This window comes from Pseudomonas sp. HPB0071, assembly GCF_000478505.2.
GTDB classification, from domain to species: domain Bacteria; phylum Pseudomonadota; class Gammaproteobacteria; order Pseudomonadales; family Pseudomonadaceae; genus Chryseomonas; species Chryseomonas luteola.
Genome location: NZ_KI517367.1, coordinates 2472869 through 2489727, shown reverse-complemented (window position 1 = coordinate 2489727; position 16859 = coordinate 2472869). Strand labels below are relative to the sequence as shown.

The 16859-nt window shown below is 52.5% G+C and carries 12 protein-coding genes, 2 tRNA genes and 3 rRNA genes; 6 read left to right on the top strand and 11 right to left on the bottom strand.

Translation table 11 applies throughout. The annotated features are described in order from the left end of the window. Positions 1-89: 89 nt before the first annotated feature. Complete coding sequence (smpB, locus tag HMPREF1487_RS11720) at positions 90-566, top strand: SsrA-binding protein SmpB (RefSeq protein ID WP_010796860.1); 477 nt, start codon at positions 90-92, stop codon at positions 564-566. A 23-nt stretch (positions 567-589) separates the two neighbouring features. Here the strand turns inward: smpB and HMPREF1487_RS11715 are convergent, their stop codons facing one another. After that, positions 590-1375: an FCD domain-containing protein gene (locus HMPREF1487_RS11715; RefSeq protein WP_010796859.1), complete on the bottom strand. Its 786-nt coding sequence runs from the start codon at positions 1373-1375 to the stop codon at positions 590-592. A 228-nt stretch (positions 1376-1603) separates the two neighbouring features. Here HMPREF1487_RS11715 and HMPREF1487_RS11710 point away from each other — a divergent pair, with 228 nt between their 5' ends. The 5 genes from HMPREF1487_RS11710 to HMPREF1487_RS11690 all read left to right on the top strand — a co-directional run bounded on the left by HMPREF1487_RS11710 (position 1604) and on the right by HMPREF1487_RS11690 (position 6844). Then, positions 1604-3304, top strand: coding sequence for a lactate permease LctP family transporter (locus HMPREF1487_RS11710; RefSeq protein ID WP_010796858.1), 1701 nt, complete (start codon positions 1604-1606; stop codon positions 3302-3304). A gap of 114 nt (positions 3305-3418) precedes the next feature. Then, a complete protein-coding gene (locus HMPREF1487_RS11705; protein ID WP_010796857.1) occupies positions 3419-4243 on the top strand; it encodes a (Fe-S)-binding protein in 825 nt (274 codons plus the stop codon). Continuing rightward, the gene (locus HMPREF1487_RS11700; RefSeq protein WP_010796856.1) at positions 4240-5694 is read left to right on the top strand and encodes a LutB/LldF family L-lactate oxidation iron-sulfur protein; all 1455 of its coding nucleotides are present in this window, start codon (positions 4240-4242) and stop codon (positions 5692-5694) included. Before HMPREF1487_RS11705 ends, HMPREF1487_RS11700 begins: the two co-directional genes overlap by 4 nt. After that, entirely contained in the window at positions 5691-6362 is a 672-nt protein-coding gene (locus tag HMPREF1487_RS11695; protein WP_010796855.1) for a LutC/YkgG family protein, read from the top strand. The genes HMPREF1487_RS11700 and HMPREF1487_RS11695 overlap by 4 nt, the downstream gene beginning before the upstream one ends. 188 nt (positions 6363-6550) lie before the next feature. Next, positions 6551-6844 carry a hypothetical protein gene (locus HMPREF1487_RS11690; protein ID WP_010796854.1) on the top strand — a complete coding sequence of 98 codons (294 nt, stop codon included), beginning with the start codon at positions 6551-6553 and terminating at the stop codon, positions 6842-6844. A 103-nt stretch (positions 6845-6947) separates the two neighbouring features. Here HMPREF1487_RS11690 and rrf read toward each other — a convergent pair. From rrf to ilvN, 10 genes are all read right to left on the bottom strand, one after another. Continuing rightward, positions 6948-7063, bottom strand: a 5S ribosomal RNA gene (gene rrf / locus HMPREF1487_RS11685). Between the two features lie 119 nt (positions 7064-7182). Beyond that, positions 7183-10073 (bottom strand): 23S ribosomal RNA (locus HMPREF1487_RS11680). A gap of 247 nt (positions 10074-10320) precedes the next feature. Continuing rightward, a tRNA-Ala gene (locus HMPREF1487_RS11675) sits at positions 10321-10396 on the bottom strand. Between the two features lie 6 nt (positions 10397-10402). Next, a tRNA-Ile gene (locus tag HMPREF1487_RS11670) sits at positions 10403-10479 on the bottom strand. 98 nt (positions 10480-10577) lie between these two features. After that, a 16S ribosomal RNA gene (locus tag HMPREF1487_RS11665) occupies positions 10578-12114 on the bottom strand. Together the 16S, 23S and 5S rRNA genes with 2 tRNA genes alongside form the textbook arrangement of a ribosomal RNA operon. A gap of 471 nt (positions 12115-12585) precedes the next feature. After that, on the bottom strand, positions 12586-13203 hold the full coding sequence (gene msrQ, locus HMPREF1487_RS11660; RefSeq protein ID WP_010796853.1) for a protein-methionine-sulfoxide reductase heme-binding subunit MsrQ: 618 nt from the start codon (positions 13201-13203) through the stop codon (positions 12586-12588). Beyond that, complete coding sequence (msrP, locus tag HMPREF1487_RS11655; RefSeq protein ID WP_010796852.1) at positions 13203-14213, bottom strand: protein-methionine-sulfoxide reductase catalytic subunit MsrP; 1011 nt, start codon at positions 14211-14213, stop codon at positions 13203-13205. Before msrP ends, msrQ begins: the two co-directional genes overlap by 1 nt. Positions 14214-14276: 63 nt before the next feature. Continuing rightward, positions 14277-15143 (bottom strand): CDP-diacylglycerol--serine O-phosphatidyltransferase, encoded by an 867-nt coding sequence (gene pssA, locus HMPREF1487_RS11650; RefSeq protein WP_010796851.1) that lies wholly within the window; start codon positions 15141-15143, stop codon positions 14277-14279. Positions 15144-15311: 168 nt separating this feature from the next. Continuing rightward, positions 15312-16328 (bottom strand): ketol-acid reductoisomerase, encoded by a 1017-nt coding sequence (ilvC, locus tag HMPREF1487_RS11645; RefSeq protein WP_010796850.1) that lies wholly within the window; start codon positions 16326-16328, stop codon positions 15312-15314. Between the two features lie 39 nt (positions 16329-16367). Next, complete coding sequence (ilvN, locus tag HMPREF1487_RS11640) at positions 16368-16859, bottom strand: acetolactate synthase small subunit (protein WP_010796849.1); 492 nt, start codon at positions 16857-16859, stop codon at positions 16368-16370.

The window sequence follows — 16859 nt, the reverse complement described above, 5'->3', positions numbered from 1 at the left end:
ACTCAAAAAAGTTGGCTATTGTCCGACTTTCACCGCTCCCTCTCAAGCACATGGCGGTTGCCCCACTGACTCCCCTATAATGCGCGTCTATGGCCAAACAAAAGAAAATCTCTTCCGGAACCATCGTGCAGAACAAGAAAGCGCTGCACGACTACTTCATCGAAACCCGCTTCGAGGCAGGCATTGCCCTGTCCGGCTGGGAAGTCAAAAGCCTGCGCGCAGGCAAGGCACAACTGACAGACAGCTATGTTCTGCTCAAGGATGGCGAGGCCTGGCTGCTTGGTAGCCACATCACCCCCCTGCAGACAGCCAGCACCCACGTCATTGCCGATCCTCAGCGCACTCGCAAGCTGCTTCTACACAAACGAGAGCTAGGCAAGCTGTTTGGTGCAGTGCAACAGAAAGGCTTCGCCTGCGTTGCGTTGTCCATTTACTGGAAAAAGCACCTGATCAAATGCGAAATTGCCCTGGCGAAAGGTAAAAAAGAATTCGACAAGCGTGCGACAGAGAAAGAGCGCGACTCGAATCGAGAGATCCAACGTGCTATGCACAAGGATCAGAAATAATAAAAGGCGCTCCAAGCGCCTTTTTATACCTTCGAAAAGTCTTCCGTCTTCTGTCGGCGCTGTGAGCGTGCGATACGCTGCGCTTCTTCCTGTGCTTCTTCCAGCACTTCCTGCACATAATGAATGTGTCGGCTGGCAATTTCCCGTGCATCGTCAGCACGCCGCTCGATGATGGCCTGATACAGCTCCCGGTGCTGCTGCATCAACATATCCCGTGTCTCGCTACGCTGTGCGTACATACCGCCGATATTGGTCACTACATTGCGCTTGAGCAAATCGAACAGACCGCGAATGGTATGCAGCAGGATAGCATTGTGGCTGGCTTCGGCAATAGCCAGGTGAAAGCTGGCGTCTGCTGATCCCTCTTCCGAGCGGGAGATCGTTTCAGGTTGCGCATAGCAGTCCTGCAAAGCCTTGAAGGCCTGCGTCAAACGCTGATGATCGAGTTCGGTCGCACGCAAGGCGGCGTAATAAGCGCAAGAACCCTCAAGCATGTGGCGAAACTCGAGCAGGTCCTGCCGTGTTTCTTCACGACTTTCGAGTAACTGAAGCAAGGGATCGCTAAACGTGGAGCCGAACGAGGCAGCAACGTAAGTTCCGCCGCCCTGGCGACTGATCAATACTCCCCGAGCAACCAGCTTCTGAATCGCCTCGCGTAGCGAGGGCCGTGACACACCAAAGCGCTCCGCCAGCACCCGCTCGGCCGGCAACCGCTCACCGGCCTTCAGTGAACCCTCAACAAGCAGCGCTTCAATATGTTCAACGATGTCATCCGACAAACGACGTTGGCGTACCTGATCGAACCCCATCTCCATCCTCTGATGTGCCTGCCAGAGCGGCGGCGTTGATTTTGAGCCAAACGGCCTTCGCGCATCCAGACTAAAGTCTTAAAAAGCAAGGTTTGACAGACTTGCTAGGCAACTTTTAACCTCAACTGTCAGCCACTGTAAATTGGTATGACCAATTTAGGCATTAAGAAACCGATACGCCTATCGGAAGCACCGCCCCCTACACAACAACAATCAAGGGAGCTCTACATGGAAACCTGGCAACAGCTGTATACACCGCTTGGCAGTCTGGGCTTGTCCGCGACGGCAGCACTTGTCCCTATCGTGTTTTTCTTTCTTGCATTGGCTGTCTTTCGCATGAAGGGCCATCTCGCCGGAACCATTACCCTGGCGCTATCCCTTGGTATTGCCATTCTGGTCTACCGGATGCCGGTAGAAAAAGCGCTGGCAGCGGCCGGGTATGGATTCCTTTATGGCCTATGGCCAATCGCCTGGATCATCGTCGCAGCGGTTTTTCTCTACAAACTGACCGTCAAAAGCGGTCAGTTCGATGTCATCCGCAGCTCAGTCCTTTCCATTACGGATGACCAACGTCTGCAGGTGCTGCTTATTGGGTTCTGCTTTGGAGCCTTTCTTGAAGGCGCCGCAGGCTTTGGCGCACCCGTCGCCATTACCGCAGCCCTGTTGGTGGGTCTGGGACATAATCCGCTCAAGGCGGCAGGTCTATGCCTGATTGCCAATACCGCCCCGGTTGCATTCGGCGCTCTAGGTATTCCAACAATCGTAGCGGGCCAGGTAACCGGCATTGATGCTTTCAAACTGGGCGCCATGACCGGTCGCCAGCTTCCACTGCTGTCTCTGCTGGTCCCCTTTTGGCTCATGGCCATGATGGATGGCATGCGTGGTCTGCGTGAAACCTGGCAGGCAGCCCTCGTATGCGGTAGCAGCTTTGCCGTTTCCCAGTACTTTACCTCGAACTACATTGGCCCTGAGCTACCCGACATCACCTCGGCCCTGTTCAGCATGGCTTCGCTGACCGCCTACCTGAAGCTGCGTCAAAGCCGTCACGCCGTCGCCCAAGAGGTGGTCGGGGTCAGTGCAGGCGGGGCAGCAACCCTGGGCGGCGGCCCCGGCTTTGGCCGAGCACCAGGCAACCGCACACCTTCGCCCTATACACTGGGACAGATCATCAAAGCCTGGTCGCCCTTCCTGATCCTGACCGCGCTGGTTACCGTCTGGACACTCAAACCCTTCAAAGCAATGTTTGTCGCAGGTGGCTCACTCTACAGTCTGGTCATTAATATTTCGGTGCCGTTCCTGGACAAGCTTGTTCTCAAGACTGCACCGATTGCGACAGACCCTACTCCAATAGCTGCGGTCTTCAAATTCGATCCTGTTTCTGCCACAGGTACAGCGATCCTGATTTCGGCTCTTATCTCCATGGCAATCCTCAAGATCAAGCCTGGCGTAGCACTGTCCACATTCAAGGAAACGCTGGTGGAGTTGCGATGGCCAATCCTTTCGATTGGCATGGTGCTGGCCTTTGCGTTCGTAACCAACTATTCCGGCATGTCGACAACACTCGCTTTAGTACTGGCGGGAACAGGAGCGCTCTTCCCATTCTTTTCACCATTTCTCGGTTGGCTCGGGGTTTTTCTAACAGGATCGGATACCTCTTCAAACGCTCTCTTCGGCTCTCTACAGGCCACCACTGCCCATCAAATTGGAGTATCGGACACCCTGCTGGTTGCGGCTAACAGCAGCGGCGGCGTAACAGGCAAAATGATTTCACCACAGTCGATTGCCGTTGCCTGTGCTGCTACCGGCATGGTTGGGAAAGAATCTGACCTGTTCCGTTTCACCCTGAAACACAGCCTGATCTTCGCCACTATTGTAGGCCTTATCACGCTGGTCCAAGCCTATGTACTCACCGGCATGATCCTTCACTAACAGATAAAGGCGAATTAAGAAGTTGCCGCCAAGACACCGGTGCCGGGCTCGTCCCGGCACTGCCATAACCCCATCCCACAGGATGGATAACCGGGCAAACCCGGAGACGCCTGAATGAGTGAGCTTTTTTATAACGCAGCGCCCAATGCCACCCGCATCGCGCCACCCATTCCAAAGCAGCGGGAATACCCCGCGCAGAAGCCGCAACACGTTTATTTATTTGGTACCTGTGTTGTCGATTTGTTTTATCCAGAAGCAGGCATGGACAGTATCCGTCTGCTGGAACGTGAAGGTATTACGGTCCATTTTCCCCAAAGTCAAAGTTGCTGCGGGCAGCCTGCCTATACTTCCGGTTATACCGAGGAAGCACGCGAAGTCGCACGAGCACAGCTGGGCCTGTTCCGTCAGGACTGGCCGCTGGTTGTTGTTTCGGGATCATGCGCAGGCATGATTCGTCATCACTATTCGGAATTGTTCAAACATGAGCCTGCTACGCTTCGTCAAATCGAAGCACTGGCCGACCGAACCTATGAATTGGCCGAATTCCTGCTCAACGTTTGTAAAGTTGACCTCAAGGATCGCGGGGCGCCTACCAAGGTTGCACTTCATACCTCCTGCAGCGCACGCCGCGAGATGAATACACACCTCCATGGCAGAGCCTTACTCGCTCAGCTAGAGGCGGTCCAACGGGTGGATCATGACCATGAAAGCGAATGCTGCGGCTTTGGCGGCACTTTCTCGGTCCGTATGCCAGATATCTCTGGTGCCATGGTGGCAGACAAGACACGTGCTCTTCAGGAATCGGGTGCTGCTCAAATCGTGACCGCTGACTGCGGCTGCCTGATGAACATCAATGGTGCCCTGGAAAAGCAGAACGCTACATTGCGTGGGCAGCATCTTGCCAGTTTCATCTGGCAGCGAACCGGAGATAGCGTATGAACCAGATGACCCGAATTCCCGCTCTGGAGATTCCCACACCACCCTTCAAGACGCGAGCGCGCCAAGCGCTGAACGATGAGCAGCTGCGCCGTAATTTCCGTGTTGCCATGGATTCACTGATGACCAAACGCCTGGCCATTATGAGTGATCCTGATGAGCGTGAGCGGCTACGAGAGATGGGCAATCGCATTCGTGCAAGGGCGCTTTCCAAGCTGCCTGACCTCCTTGAAAAGCTGGAAGCCAACCTGGCACGCAACGGTATTCAGGTTCATTGGGCAGAAACGACAGACGAAGCCAACGCTATCGTTCAGTCAATCGCCGAGGCACACAAGGCCACACGCCTGATCAAGGGAAAGTCCATGGTCAGCGAAGAGATGAACATGAACCATGTGCTGGAAAAGCAAGGTATAGAGTGCCTTGAGTCAGACATGGGTGAGTACATCATCCAGCTGGCCGGGCAGAAACCTTCGCATATCATCATGCCTGCGATTCACATGAATGCTGCCCAGGTGGCCTCACTATTCAGCAACACCCTTGGCACCGAATACACCACAGATGTCGATGAACTAATTCAAACGGGCCGGCGCGTATTACGACAAAAATTTTTCGAAGCAGATATCGGCATATCAGGCGTTAACTTCGCAGTAGCTGAAACAGGCACTCTGCTGCTTGTTGAAAACGAAGGGAACGGCCGCATGTCCACAAGCGTTCCTAACGTACATATCGCTGTCACTGGAATAGAAAAAGTTGTGGAAAACCTGCGTGACGTCGTGCCGTTGCTATCGCTTTTGACACGCTCAGCATTAGGCCAGCCGATAACTACCTACGTGAATATGATCTCAAGCCCACGCAAATCCGATGAGCTGGATGGGCCACGAGAAGTGCACCTTGTTCTTCTAGACAATGGCCGCAGTCAGGCCTTTGCTGATGGAGAGTTGCGACAGACACTTAACTGCATTCGCTGTGGGGCCTGCATGAATCACTGCCCGGTCTATACCCGTATTGGTGGTCACGCCTACGGCACGGTATACCCTGGCCCTATTGGGAAGATCATATCGCCACACTTACTGGGGCTGGAAAACACGCCGGATCACCCCAGTGCTTCATCGCTGTGTGGTGCCTGCGGAGAAGTCTGCCCCGTAAAAATCCCCATTCCCGCGCTGTTACGCCGCTTAAGGGAAGAAAACGTTAAGCCACCGGAAGCTACCCCTTATCTCATGCGCGGCCAAGGCAGCAAGTTCTCTCCGCGTGAAAGACTGACCTGGAAAGGCTGGAAGACACTCTACACATCCCCAACGCTCTATAAATCTTTTGCCTACCTCGCAACACGCTTTCGAAATCTTACTCCCGGAAATGTTGGGCCATGGAGCGAGAACCATGCTGCGCCCAAACCCGCCTCAAGATCACTTCACGAGTTGGCTCGTGAGCACCTAGGGGAGGACAAAGCATGAATGCCCGCAGCAATATTTTAGGCAAACTTCGGAAAAGCTTGGCTGGCACAACGCCTGTGAAAGATGACTATGACGTATCACTAGTAACCCAACCCTGGAGCTATGCGCCTGAGGAGCGCATCAGTCGACTACGAGCACTTATGGAGGCGGTTCATACAGAGATACACCTCACCACAAAAGAACGTTGGCCCGCACTGGTCGAACAACTTCTTCACGACAAACAAATTCCTAGCCTGCTTATAGCCCCTCAGACACCCCATGGCGACCAGCTTACGGCCTATTGGAAAGATAAAGCGGGACTTCCTTTTCTCAAGGCCTATGACCGCCCAATTGAGGAATGGAAAGCGGAACTCTTCAACGAGACCCCAGCCAGCTTAACGGGGACGCTCGGAGCCATAGCAGCAACAGGTAGCCTAGTGCTCTGGCCAACCCGTGAAGAACCTCGACTAATGAGTCTGGTTCCACCCGTTCACATTGCTCTCCTACAGGCCAGCAAGATCGAAGACAACCTTTATACGTTTCACGACAAATACCAGTGGCCGGAAAGTATGCCTACCAATGCATTGCTCATCTCCGGGCCATCCAAAACCGCTGACATAGAACAAGTACTAGCGTACGGCGCACATGGTCCCAAGGATTTGGTCGTCCTAATAATTGAAGATGCTTAACTTACATAGCGGTTTGGAGCGCGCTTCTGTAAGGGTATTTGAAGTATTTCTTTAAAAGATAAATGAAACGTAAGCGGCCGATAGCAGTCCACTCGTATGAGGCTGGTTAGTCCTTTAATGGAGCCAGCAAGGTCCTTCTGACTTAGCCTGGAAATTCGCTTACGTCATTCATGTTCAAGGAGATGTCTATGAAACGCACCGCTTTAGTAGCTGCCGTAGCTGCCCTAATGGCTTCACCTGTTTTTGCTGAAGATCTTTGCGCTATTCAGCTGCAAAAAATTGATGACGCCATGAAAACCACACCATCAATGGCAACCGCTACCGCAACAGACTCCAATGTCCAGGTGCAACGTATCAAAGAGCTTCATGAAGAGGCGGTAAAGCATCAACAAGCAGGTGATACCAAGAAGTGCATCGCCTCGGCCAACCAGGCATTATCCCTGATCCGCAAACCAGGCGGAGAGACAGGTGGCAGCAAATAAGCAGCTCTTGTAGGCCGCGTAGGAAAAGCAGCCTATCTTTTTTATTTCCTGCCACAAAAGCAAAACCCCCGGGCGGTTAGGCCTGGGGGTTTTGGGTATAGGTGCTTGACGATGACCTACTCTCACATGGGGAAACCCCACACTACCATCGGCGATGCATCGTTTCACTTCTGAGTTCGGAAAGGGATCAGGTGGTTCCAACGCTCTATGGTCGTCAAGCAATTCGGGTGGGGAACCGGTGTCTAGTCGTTTCCCCGAATGGGTATGTGATTGGTATTTTGCGGTTCAACCAAGCTTTCGGCTGGTCTTTACCAAACAACAGATTGTTTGGGTGTTATATGGTCAAGCCTCACGGGCAATTAGTATCGGTTAGCTCAACGCCTCACAGCGCTTACACACCCGACCTATCAACGTTGTAGTCTTCAACGGCCCTTCAGGAAGCTCAAGGCTCCAGTGAGATCTCATCTTGAGGCAAGTTTCCCGCTTAGATGCTTTCAGCGGTTATCTTTTCCGAACATAGCTACCCGGCAATGCCACTGGCGTGACAACCGGAACACCAGAGGTTCGTCCACTCCGGTCCTCTCGTACTAGGAGCAGCCCCTCTCAAATCTCAAACGTCCACGGCAGATAGGGACCGAACTGTCTCACGACGTTCTAAACCCAGCTCGCGTACCACTTTAAATGGCGAACAGCCATACCCTTGGGACCGGCTTCAGCCCCAGGATGTGATGAGCCGACATCGAGGTGCCAAACACCGCCGTCGATATGAACTCTTGGGCGGTATCAGCCTGTTATCCCCGGAGTACCTTTTATCCGTTGAGCGATGGCCCTTCCATACAGAACCACCGGATCACTAAGACCTACTTTCGTACCTGCTCGACGTGTCTGTCTCGCAGTCAAGCGCGCTTTTGCCTTTATACTCTGCGACCGATTTCCGACCGGTCTGAGCGCACCTTCGTACTCCTCCGTTACTCTTTAGGAGGAGACCGCCCCAGTCAAACTGCCCACCATACACTGTCCTCGATCCGGATAACGGACCAGAGTTAGAACCTCAAGCATGCCAGGGTGGTATTTCAAGGATGGCTCCACGAGAACTGGCGTCCTCGCTTCAATGCCTCCCACCTATCCTACACAAGCAGGCTCAAAGTCCAGTGCAAAGCTACAGTAAAGGTTCACGGGGTCTTTCCGTCTAGCCGCGGATACACTGCATCTTCACAGCGATTTCAATTTCACTGAGTCTCGGGTGGAGACAGCGCCGCCATCGTTACGCCATTCGTGCAGGTCGGAACTTACCCGACAAGGAATTTCGCTACCTTAGGACCGTTATAGTTACGGCCGCCGTTTACCGGGGCTTCGATCAAGAGCTTCGCTTGCGCTAACCCCATCAATTAACCTTCCGGCACCGGGCAGGCGTCACACCCTATACGTCCACTTTCGTGTTTGCAGAGTGCTGTGTTTTTAATAAACAGTCGCAGCGGCCTGGTATCTTCGACCGGCATGGGCTTACGGAGCAAGTCCTTCACCCTCACCGGCGCACCTTCTCCCGAAGTTACGGTGCCATTTTGCCTAGTTCCTTCACCCGAGTTCTCTCAAGCGCCTTGGTATTCTCTACCCGACCACCTGTGTCGGTTTGGGGTACGATTTCTAATTACCTGAAGCTTAGAGGCTTTTCCTGGAAGCATGGCATCAACCACTTCCTCTTCATAAGAAGAGTCGTCATCAGCTCTCGGCCTTAACTGTCCGGATTTACCTAAACAGTCAGCCTACCGCCTTAAACTTGGACAACCAACGCCAAGCTGGCCTAGCCTTCTCCGTCCCCCCATCGCAGTAATTAGAAGTACAGGAATATTAACCTGTTTCCCATCGACTACGCCTTTCAGCCTCGCCTTAGGGGTCGACTCACCCTGCGTCGATTAACGTTGCGCAGGAACCCTTGGTCTTTCAGCGTGCGAGTTTTTCACTCGCATTGTCGTTACTCATGTCAGCATTCGCACTTCTGATACCTCCAGCAAGCTTCTCAACTCACCTTCACAGGCTTACAGAACGCTCCTCTACCGCTCATCTTGCGATGAACCCGTAGCTTCGGTGTGTAGTTTGAGCCCCGTTACATCTTCCGCGCAGGCCGACTCGACTAGTGAGCTATTACGCTTTCTTTAAAGGGTGGCTGCTTCTAAGCCAACCTCCTAGCTGTCTAAGCCTTCCCACATCGTTTACCACTTAACTACAACTTTGGGACCTTAGCTGACGGTCTGGGTTGTTTCCCTTTTCACGACGGACGTTAGCACCCGCCGTGTGTCTCCCATGCTTGCACTTCTGGGTATTCGGAGTTTGCATCGGTTTGGTAAGTCGGGATGACCCCCTAGCCGAAACAGTGCTCTACCCCCCAGAGTGATACATGAGGCGCTACCTAAATAGCTTTCGAGGAGAACCAGCTATCTCCGAGCTTGATTAGCCTTTCACTCCGATCCACAAGTCATCCCCTGCCTTTTCAACGGAAGTGGGTTCGGTCCTCCAGTCAGTGTTACCTAACCTTCAACCTGCTCATGGATAGATCGCCCGGTTTCGGGTCTATACCCAGCGACTAAAACGCCCTATTAAGACTCGCTTTCGCTACGCCTTCCCTATACGGTTAAGCTTGCCACTGAATATAAGTCGCTGACCCATTATACAAAAGGTACGCAGTCACCCAACAAAGTAGGCTCCCACTGCTTGTACGCATACGGTTTCAGGTTCTATTTCACTCCCCTCTCCGGGGTTCTTTTCGCCTTTCCCTCACGGTACTGGTTCACTATCGGTCAGTCAGTAGTATTTAGCCTTGGAGGATGGTCCCCCCATATTCAGACAACGTTTCACGTGCGCCGTCCTACTCGATTTCACTCAAAAGATCCTTTCACCTACGGGGCTATCACCCACTATGGCCGCACTTTCCAGAGCGTTCGGTTAAAATCAATTGAGCTTAAGGGCTAGCCCCCGTTCGCTCGCCACTACTTAGGGAATCTCGGTTGATTTCTTTTCCTCAGGGTACTTAGATGTTTCAGTTCCCCTGGTTCGCCTCTCACACCTATGGATTCAGTGTGAGATACCTGACTTATGTCAGGTGGGTTCCCCCATTCAGAGATCTCCGGATCACAGTCTATTTGCCGACTCCCCGAAGCTTATCGCAGGCTATCACGTCTTTCATCGCCTCTGACTGCCAAGGCATCCACCGTATGCGCTTATTCACTTGACCATATAACCCCAAAGAATCTGAAGTTATGTCTGGTTTGGAACACGACATTCGCCGAAAACTTGCGCTTGAACTCGCAAATTTACCTTGACCACATAGTCTGCAGTGAAACAGCCTATGTGTTCGTACTTCTATCACATACCCAAATTTTTAAAGAACAGTCTGAAAACAAAGTTCAGAAGTCAATGCTCCGACCCAACCCTTAGGGGGGGGGTAAGCACTCAGTTCTGAGCTTTAACGCGGTGTTAGATGGTGGAGCCAAGGAGGATCGAACTCCTGACCTCCTGCGTGCAAAGCAGGCGCTCTCCCAGCTGAGCTATGGCCCCATCGATTGGTGGGTCTGGGCAGATTCGAACTGCCGACCTCACCCTTATCAGGGGTGCGCTCTAACCAACTGAGCTACAGACCCAATCGTCTAACGCTTGAGTCTTGACTCATCTCGCGTCTTTATTTCAGTGAATCAAGCAATTCGTGTGGGAGCTTATGCCAAAGCTGGGATCTATCGATTAAGGAGGTGATCCAGCCGCAGGTTCCCCTACGGCTACCTTGTTACGACTTCACCCCAGTCATGAATCACACCGTGGTAACCGTCCTCCCGAAGGTTAGACTAGCTACTTCTGGTGCAACCCACTCCCATGGTGTGACGGGCGGTGTGTACAAGGCCCGGGAACGTATTCACCGTGACGTTCTGATTCACGATTACTAGCGATTCCGACTTCACGCAGTCGAGTTGCAGACTGCGATCCGGACTACGATCGGTTTTATGGGATTAGCTCCACCTCGCGGTTTGGCAACCCTTTGTACCGACCATTGTAGCACGTGTGTAGCCCAGGCCGTAAGGGCCATGATGACTTGACGTCATCCCCACCTTCCTCCGGTTTGTCACCGGCAGTCTCCTTAGAGTGCCCACCATGATGTGCTGGTAACTAAGGACAAGGGTTGCGCTCGTTACGGGACTTAACCCAACATCTCACGACACGAGCTGACGACAGCCATGCAGCACCTGTGTCAGAGTTCCCGAAGGCACCTCTCCATCTCTGGAAAGTTCTCTGCATGTCAAGGCCTGGTAAGGTTCTTCGCGTTGCTTCGAATTAAACCACATGCTCCACCGCTTGTGCGGGCCCCCGTCAATTCATTTGAGTTTTAACCTTGCGGCCGTACTCCCCAGGCGGTCAACTTATTGCGTTAGCTGCGCCACTAAAGTCTCAAGGACCCCAACGGCTAGTTGACATCGTTTACGGCGTGGACTACCAGGGTATCTAATCCTGTTTGCTCCCCACGCTTTCGCACCTCAGTGTCAGTATCAGTCCAGGTGGTCGCCTTCGCCACTGGTGTTCCTTCCTATATCTACGCATTTCACCGCTACACAGGAAATTCCACCACCCTCTACCGTACTCTAGCCAGGCAGTTTTGGATGCAGTTCCCAGGTTGAGCCCGGGGATTTCACATTCAACTTACCAAGCCACCTACGCGCGCTTTACGCCCAGTAATTCCGATTAACGCTTGCACCCTCTGTATTACCGCGGCTGCTGGCACAGAGTTAGCCGGTGCTTATTCTGCTGGTAACGTCAAAATTGCAACGTATTAGGTTACAACCCTTCCTCCCAGCTTAAAGTGCTTTACGACCCGAGGGCCTTCTTCACACACGCGGCATGGCTGGATCAGGCTTTCGCCCATTGTCCAATATTCCCCACTGCTGCCTCCCGTAGGAGTCTGGACCGTGTCTCAGTTCCAGTGTGACTGATCATCCTCTCAGACCAGTTACGGATCGTCGCCTTGGTGAGCCGTTACCCCACCAACTAGCTAATCCGACCTAGGCTCATCTGATAGCGTGAGGTCCGAAGATCCCCCACTTTCTCCCGTAGGACGTATGCGGTATTAGCGTTCCTTTCGAAACGTTGTCCCCCACTACCAGGCAGATTCCTAGGCATTACTCCCCCGTCCGCCGCTGAATCAGAGAGCAAGCTCTCCTCATCCGCTCGACTTGCATGTGTTAGGCCTGCCGCCAGCGTTCAATCTGAGCCATGATCAAACTCTTCAGTTCAAACATATCCGGGTTTTGAGAAAACCCTAAACTTGGCTCAGCAATCGCAAATAAACTCTCGAATTCACGAGTGTTACTTGTCTTGCTGATAATCTTGTCGATCCATCAGTCTTACAGCACAAGCACCCACACGAATTGCTTGATTCAACTTGTTAAAGAGCGGTTGGTTAAGACCTTGTCTCAACCGAGGCGCGCATTCTACGCTAACCTCTTGTCCTGTCAAGCATTTTGTTCAACCGGTCTAACCTGCTGAACCGCTTGCCGGACCTGCCGGATCAGGAAACCTGTTCTGGCAGCGGGAGGCGTATTCTACACAAGCCCAGGGGCTTGTCAACTACCGCTTCCCTCTTTCCGCTTCTGCCAGACCGGAGGCCTGACCTTAACTAAACAGCTAAGCCATTGATATACAAGGCTTTTTGCCGTTCCGTTGCAACGGAAGTGGGGCGCATTATAGGCCCCTCCGCTCACAGGTCAAGCTTTATTTTGACCGGACTGAAAAATCTTCTTTTGTCTTAGCTGAGTGGCGATGAATGGTAAGCGAAGCACAAGCAGCAGGCCTCCTATCGAGGCGTATATCAGCCACTCGCGGATATCCGAGCGAGTTATCCAGAACATGTGCAGCAAGGCCATAACCAATGCTATATAAATGAGGCGATGCAGCCGCTTCCACTGCTTGCCTAATTTACGCATGCTGTAACGGTTCGAGGTCAGAGCTAGAGGAAGCAGCCCCAGCACGGCAATGAACCCTACAATCACATAGGGACGCTTCTGCAATTCAATACCCAAGCGGGAAAAATCCCAGCCTAATACAAAGGCCAGGTAAGAGCAGAAATGAAGCGCTACATAGGTGAATGTCCACAAGCCTAACTGGCGGCGAACCAATGCCCATCCTTTCCAGCTCGTCATTTTCTGCAAGGGCGTCAAGCTGAGCGTTATCAGTAAGAGCACTAGCGCCCCCAGGCCAAGCCTATCAATGATTACTTTACCAGGGTCAGGGCCCAAGGCAGAACTCCATGCCTCGTACAGCCAAACACCAAGCACCGAAAACGCACTGATAAAAACGACCACTCGCCATACTTGCAACATCATTAATACTGCGTCCTTAGGTCCATTCCGGCGTATAGGCCAGCAACCTCCTCTGCATAACCGTTAAACATCTGTGTTTCTTTAATATTAGGACTAAATAAACCGCTAGGAAGCCGTCGCTCTTTAGCCTGACTCCAACGGGGATGATCGACCTGCGGATTGACGTTGGCGTAAAAGCCATACTCATTTGGCGCCATGCTTTGCCAAGTTGTCTGCGGTTGATCACTCACCAAGCTGATGCGAACAATCGACTTGATACTTTTGAATCCATACTTCCACGGCACAACTAATCTAATGGGTGCGCCGTTCTGATTAGGCAGTACTCGCCCATACATGCCTACCGCCAATATAGCCAATGGATGCATGGCTTCATCCATACGCAGACCTTCTCGATAAGGCCAATCCAGTAGAGAGAAACTGGAACGCTGCCCTGGCATATGCTGGGGATCATTCAATGTTTCAAAACGAACGTATTTGGCATTAGCTGTTGGCTGGAACTGTTTAATGACATCCGCCAGTGGAATACCCAGCCACGGGATAACCATGGACCAAGCTTCGACACAACGCAGGCGGTATATCCTTTCCTCCAACTGCTGAGGCCGGATAATGTCCTCCAGCGAATAGGTACCTGGCTTACCAACCTCTCCGTCTACCTTAACTGTCCAAGGCTCGATCACCATCTGCTCTGCATTGGCATAGGGATCCCCTTTATCAGGGCCGAACTCATAAAAGTTATTGTATTGCGTGGCGTCTTTGAAAGGCGTTATAGACTCACCTTTTACATCTACCGCTTTCCAATGAATAGCAGACTGCTTCTCGGCAAACCAATCAGGCGCTTTGCCTGGTTCCACATCTGAATAAACAGATCCGTCAGCAAGCGCCCAGCCGGGCAGCATCGTAGCAGTGACAGCAGCACTGGCTGCACCCATGAATTGACGGCGAGACAAATAGATATTTTCTGGAGTGATTTCAGATGGCGTGCAGGCAGAACGCGGAGGGACGTTGATCAGCATGGCAATCTCCACAGCGACTACTGTCGATACGTAGTCTCACTGTGGAGATAATCAGGGAATTAATCAATGCGCGCGGTCGCGATGACGGCGGAAGCGCATTAATGCCTTGACGGGACCTGACACAGCATAAGCAAGGAAACCCAGCAGCAGGACACGTGGCGGATCAGTAAAGATAATGGCGAAGATCAGGACAGCGATGAGGATGCCCACGAACGGAACACGCCCTTTCATATCCAGGGTCTTGAAGCTCCAGTACTTGAAATTACTAACCATGAGCATTCCTGCAGCAGCAACCATGAACGCAACCAGGAATGAGAGTTTGGAACCCTGAATACCAAAGTCGCTAAAGCACCATACTGTTCCGGCAACTAGCGCAGCGGCGGACGGACTGGCTAATCCAATGAAATAACGCTTATCGACGGAGCCGATCTGAGTGTTGAAACGCGCCAGTCGAAGTGCTGCACCTGCCACATAGATAAAGGCCACAGCCCAACCTACATTACCTAGACTGATCAGAGCCCATTCAAATGCAAGAATGGCCGGCGCCACACCAAAGGCCACCATGTCGGACAGCGAATCGTACTGTTCCCCAAAAGCACTCTGGGTATTGGTCAAGCGTGCAACACGACCATCCAGTCCATCAAGGATCATGGCGATAAAAATGGCTGCCGCTGCTGCTGCAAACCCTACAGCAGCCTCTTCCGACTGCCCTTGGATAAACGCAGTCTGTGCCGCAATGGACTTGATGATTGAATAAAGTCCTGCAAAAAGCGCGGCTGTCGTGAAGAGGTTCGGAAGTAAATAGACGCCTCGACGGCGAATCTTTCGTCCCTGGGCATCGTGTGTTTCTTCGAAATGCTCATCGACGGGAATAATGCTTTCAGTGCTTGAGGAAGCTGTTTCGTTAGCTTCGTCGGGACGCTCGCTCATGAAAATTCCTTGCATAGGACTTGAAGTCTTGGATGATCCCCTCCTCTCAGGGTTCATCCTTAACACGTTACAGCTTTTATATCAGAAGACGAGCTGAAACGAAAAAACGCGGCCGTGGCCGCGTTTTTCCGAAACTGAGATCAACAGGACCTTTAATGGCCCTAATGATTAGTTTTTGCTCTTGTCGACGATCTTGTTAGCAGCAATCCAAGGCATCATGGCGCGCAGTTTTTCACCGATCTGCTCGATACCGTGCGCCGCATTATTGCGACGATATGCCGTCATGGATGGGTAGTTGCTTGCGCCTTCGCTGATAAACATCTTGGCATATTCGCCATCCTGAATACGCTTGAGCGCATTGCGCATAGCTTGGCGAGATTCGGCATTGATAATTTCAGGACCTGTCACGTACTCGCCATACTCCGCATTGTTGGAGATGGAGTAGTTCATGTTGGCGATACCGCCTTCATACATGAGGTCCACGATCAGCTTCAGCTCGTGCAGGCACTCGAAGTAGGCCATCTCAGGAGCGTAGCCCGCTTCAACCAGTGTTTCGAAACCTGCTTTAACCAATTCAACGGTACCACCGCACAGGACAGCCTGCTCACCGAACAGGTCGGTCTCGGTCTCGTCCTTGAATGTGGTTTCGATGATACCGGTACGCCCACCACCCACGCCGCAAGCGTAGGACAGCGCTACGTTCTTGGCATTGCCGGAGGCATCCTGGTAAACGGCGATCAGGTCAGGAATACCGCCGCCCTTGACGAACTCGGAGCGAACAGTATGACCCGGGGCCTTGGGTGCAATCATAATGACGTCCAGATCCGCACGCGGCACAACCTGGTTGTAATGGATTGCAAAGCCGTGAGCGAAGGCCAGGGTAGCGCCCTGCTTCAGGTTAGGTTCGATTTCATTCTTGTATAGCTGAGCCTGAAATTCGTCAGGCGTCAGAATCATGATGACATCGGAAGAGCTAACGGCTTCTGGAACGCTTTTAACAGCCAGTCCAGCCGCTTCGGCCTTCTTGGCAGAGGCAGAGCCCGGGCGCAGCGCGACGACAACGTCTACACCTGAGTCTTTCAGGTTGTTTGCATGAGCGTGGCCCTGAGAGCCATAGCCGATAATGGCGACTTTCTTGCCCTGAATGATGGAAAGATCACAATCTTTATCGTAATAAACGCGCATGAAATTCTCCTTAGAATTAGCCGCGTGGCTTTATCAAATTTAAATGCTCAGAGCCTTGTCGCCACGGGAAATCCCTGTGACACCACTGCGTACGACTTCCAGAATAGACGTCGTACCGATCGCCTGGATAAAGCTGTCGAGTTTTTCACTCGTACCAGCCAGCTGAATCGTATAGACGCTACTCGTTACATCCACTATCTGTCCACGGAAGATATCCGTGGTGCGTTTGACTTCATCGCGTTGAGCTCCGGTCGCCTTGACCTTGATCAGCAAAAGCTCACGCTCAATGTGGGAGCCCTCGGACAGATTCACCAGCTTTACAACCTCGATCAGCTTATTGAGGTTCTTGGTAATCTGCTCGATGGTTTCATCGTGCCCCACGGTTGTCAGTGTCAGACGCGAGAGCGTTGGGTCTTCTGTCGGAGCAACGGTCAGGCTTTCGATGTTGTAGTTGCGCTGCGAGAACAGGCCGACCACACGGGACAATGCGCCTGGCTCGTTTTCTAGTAGAAGGGAAATGATGTGCCGCAT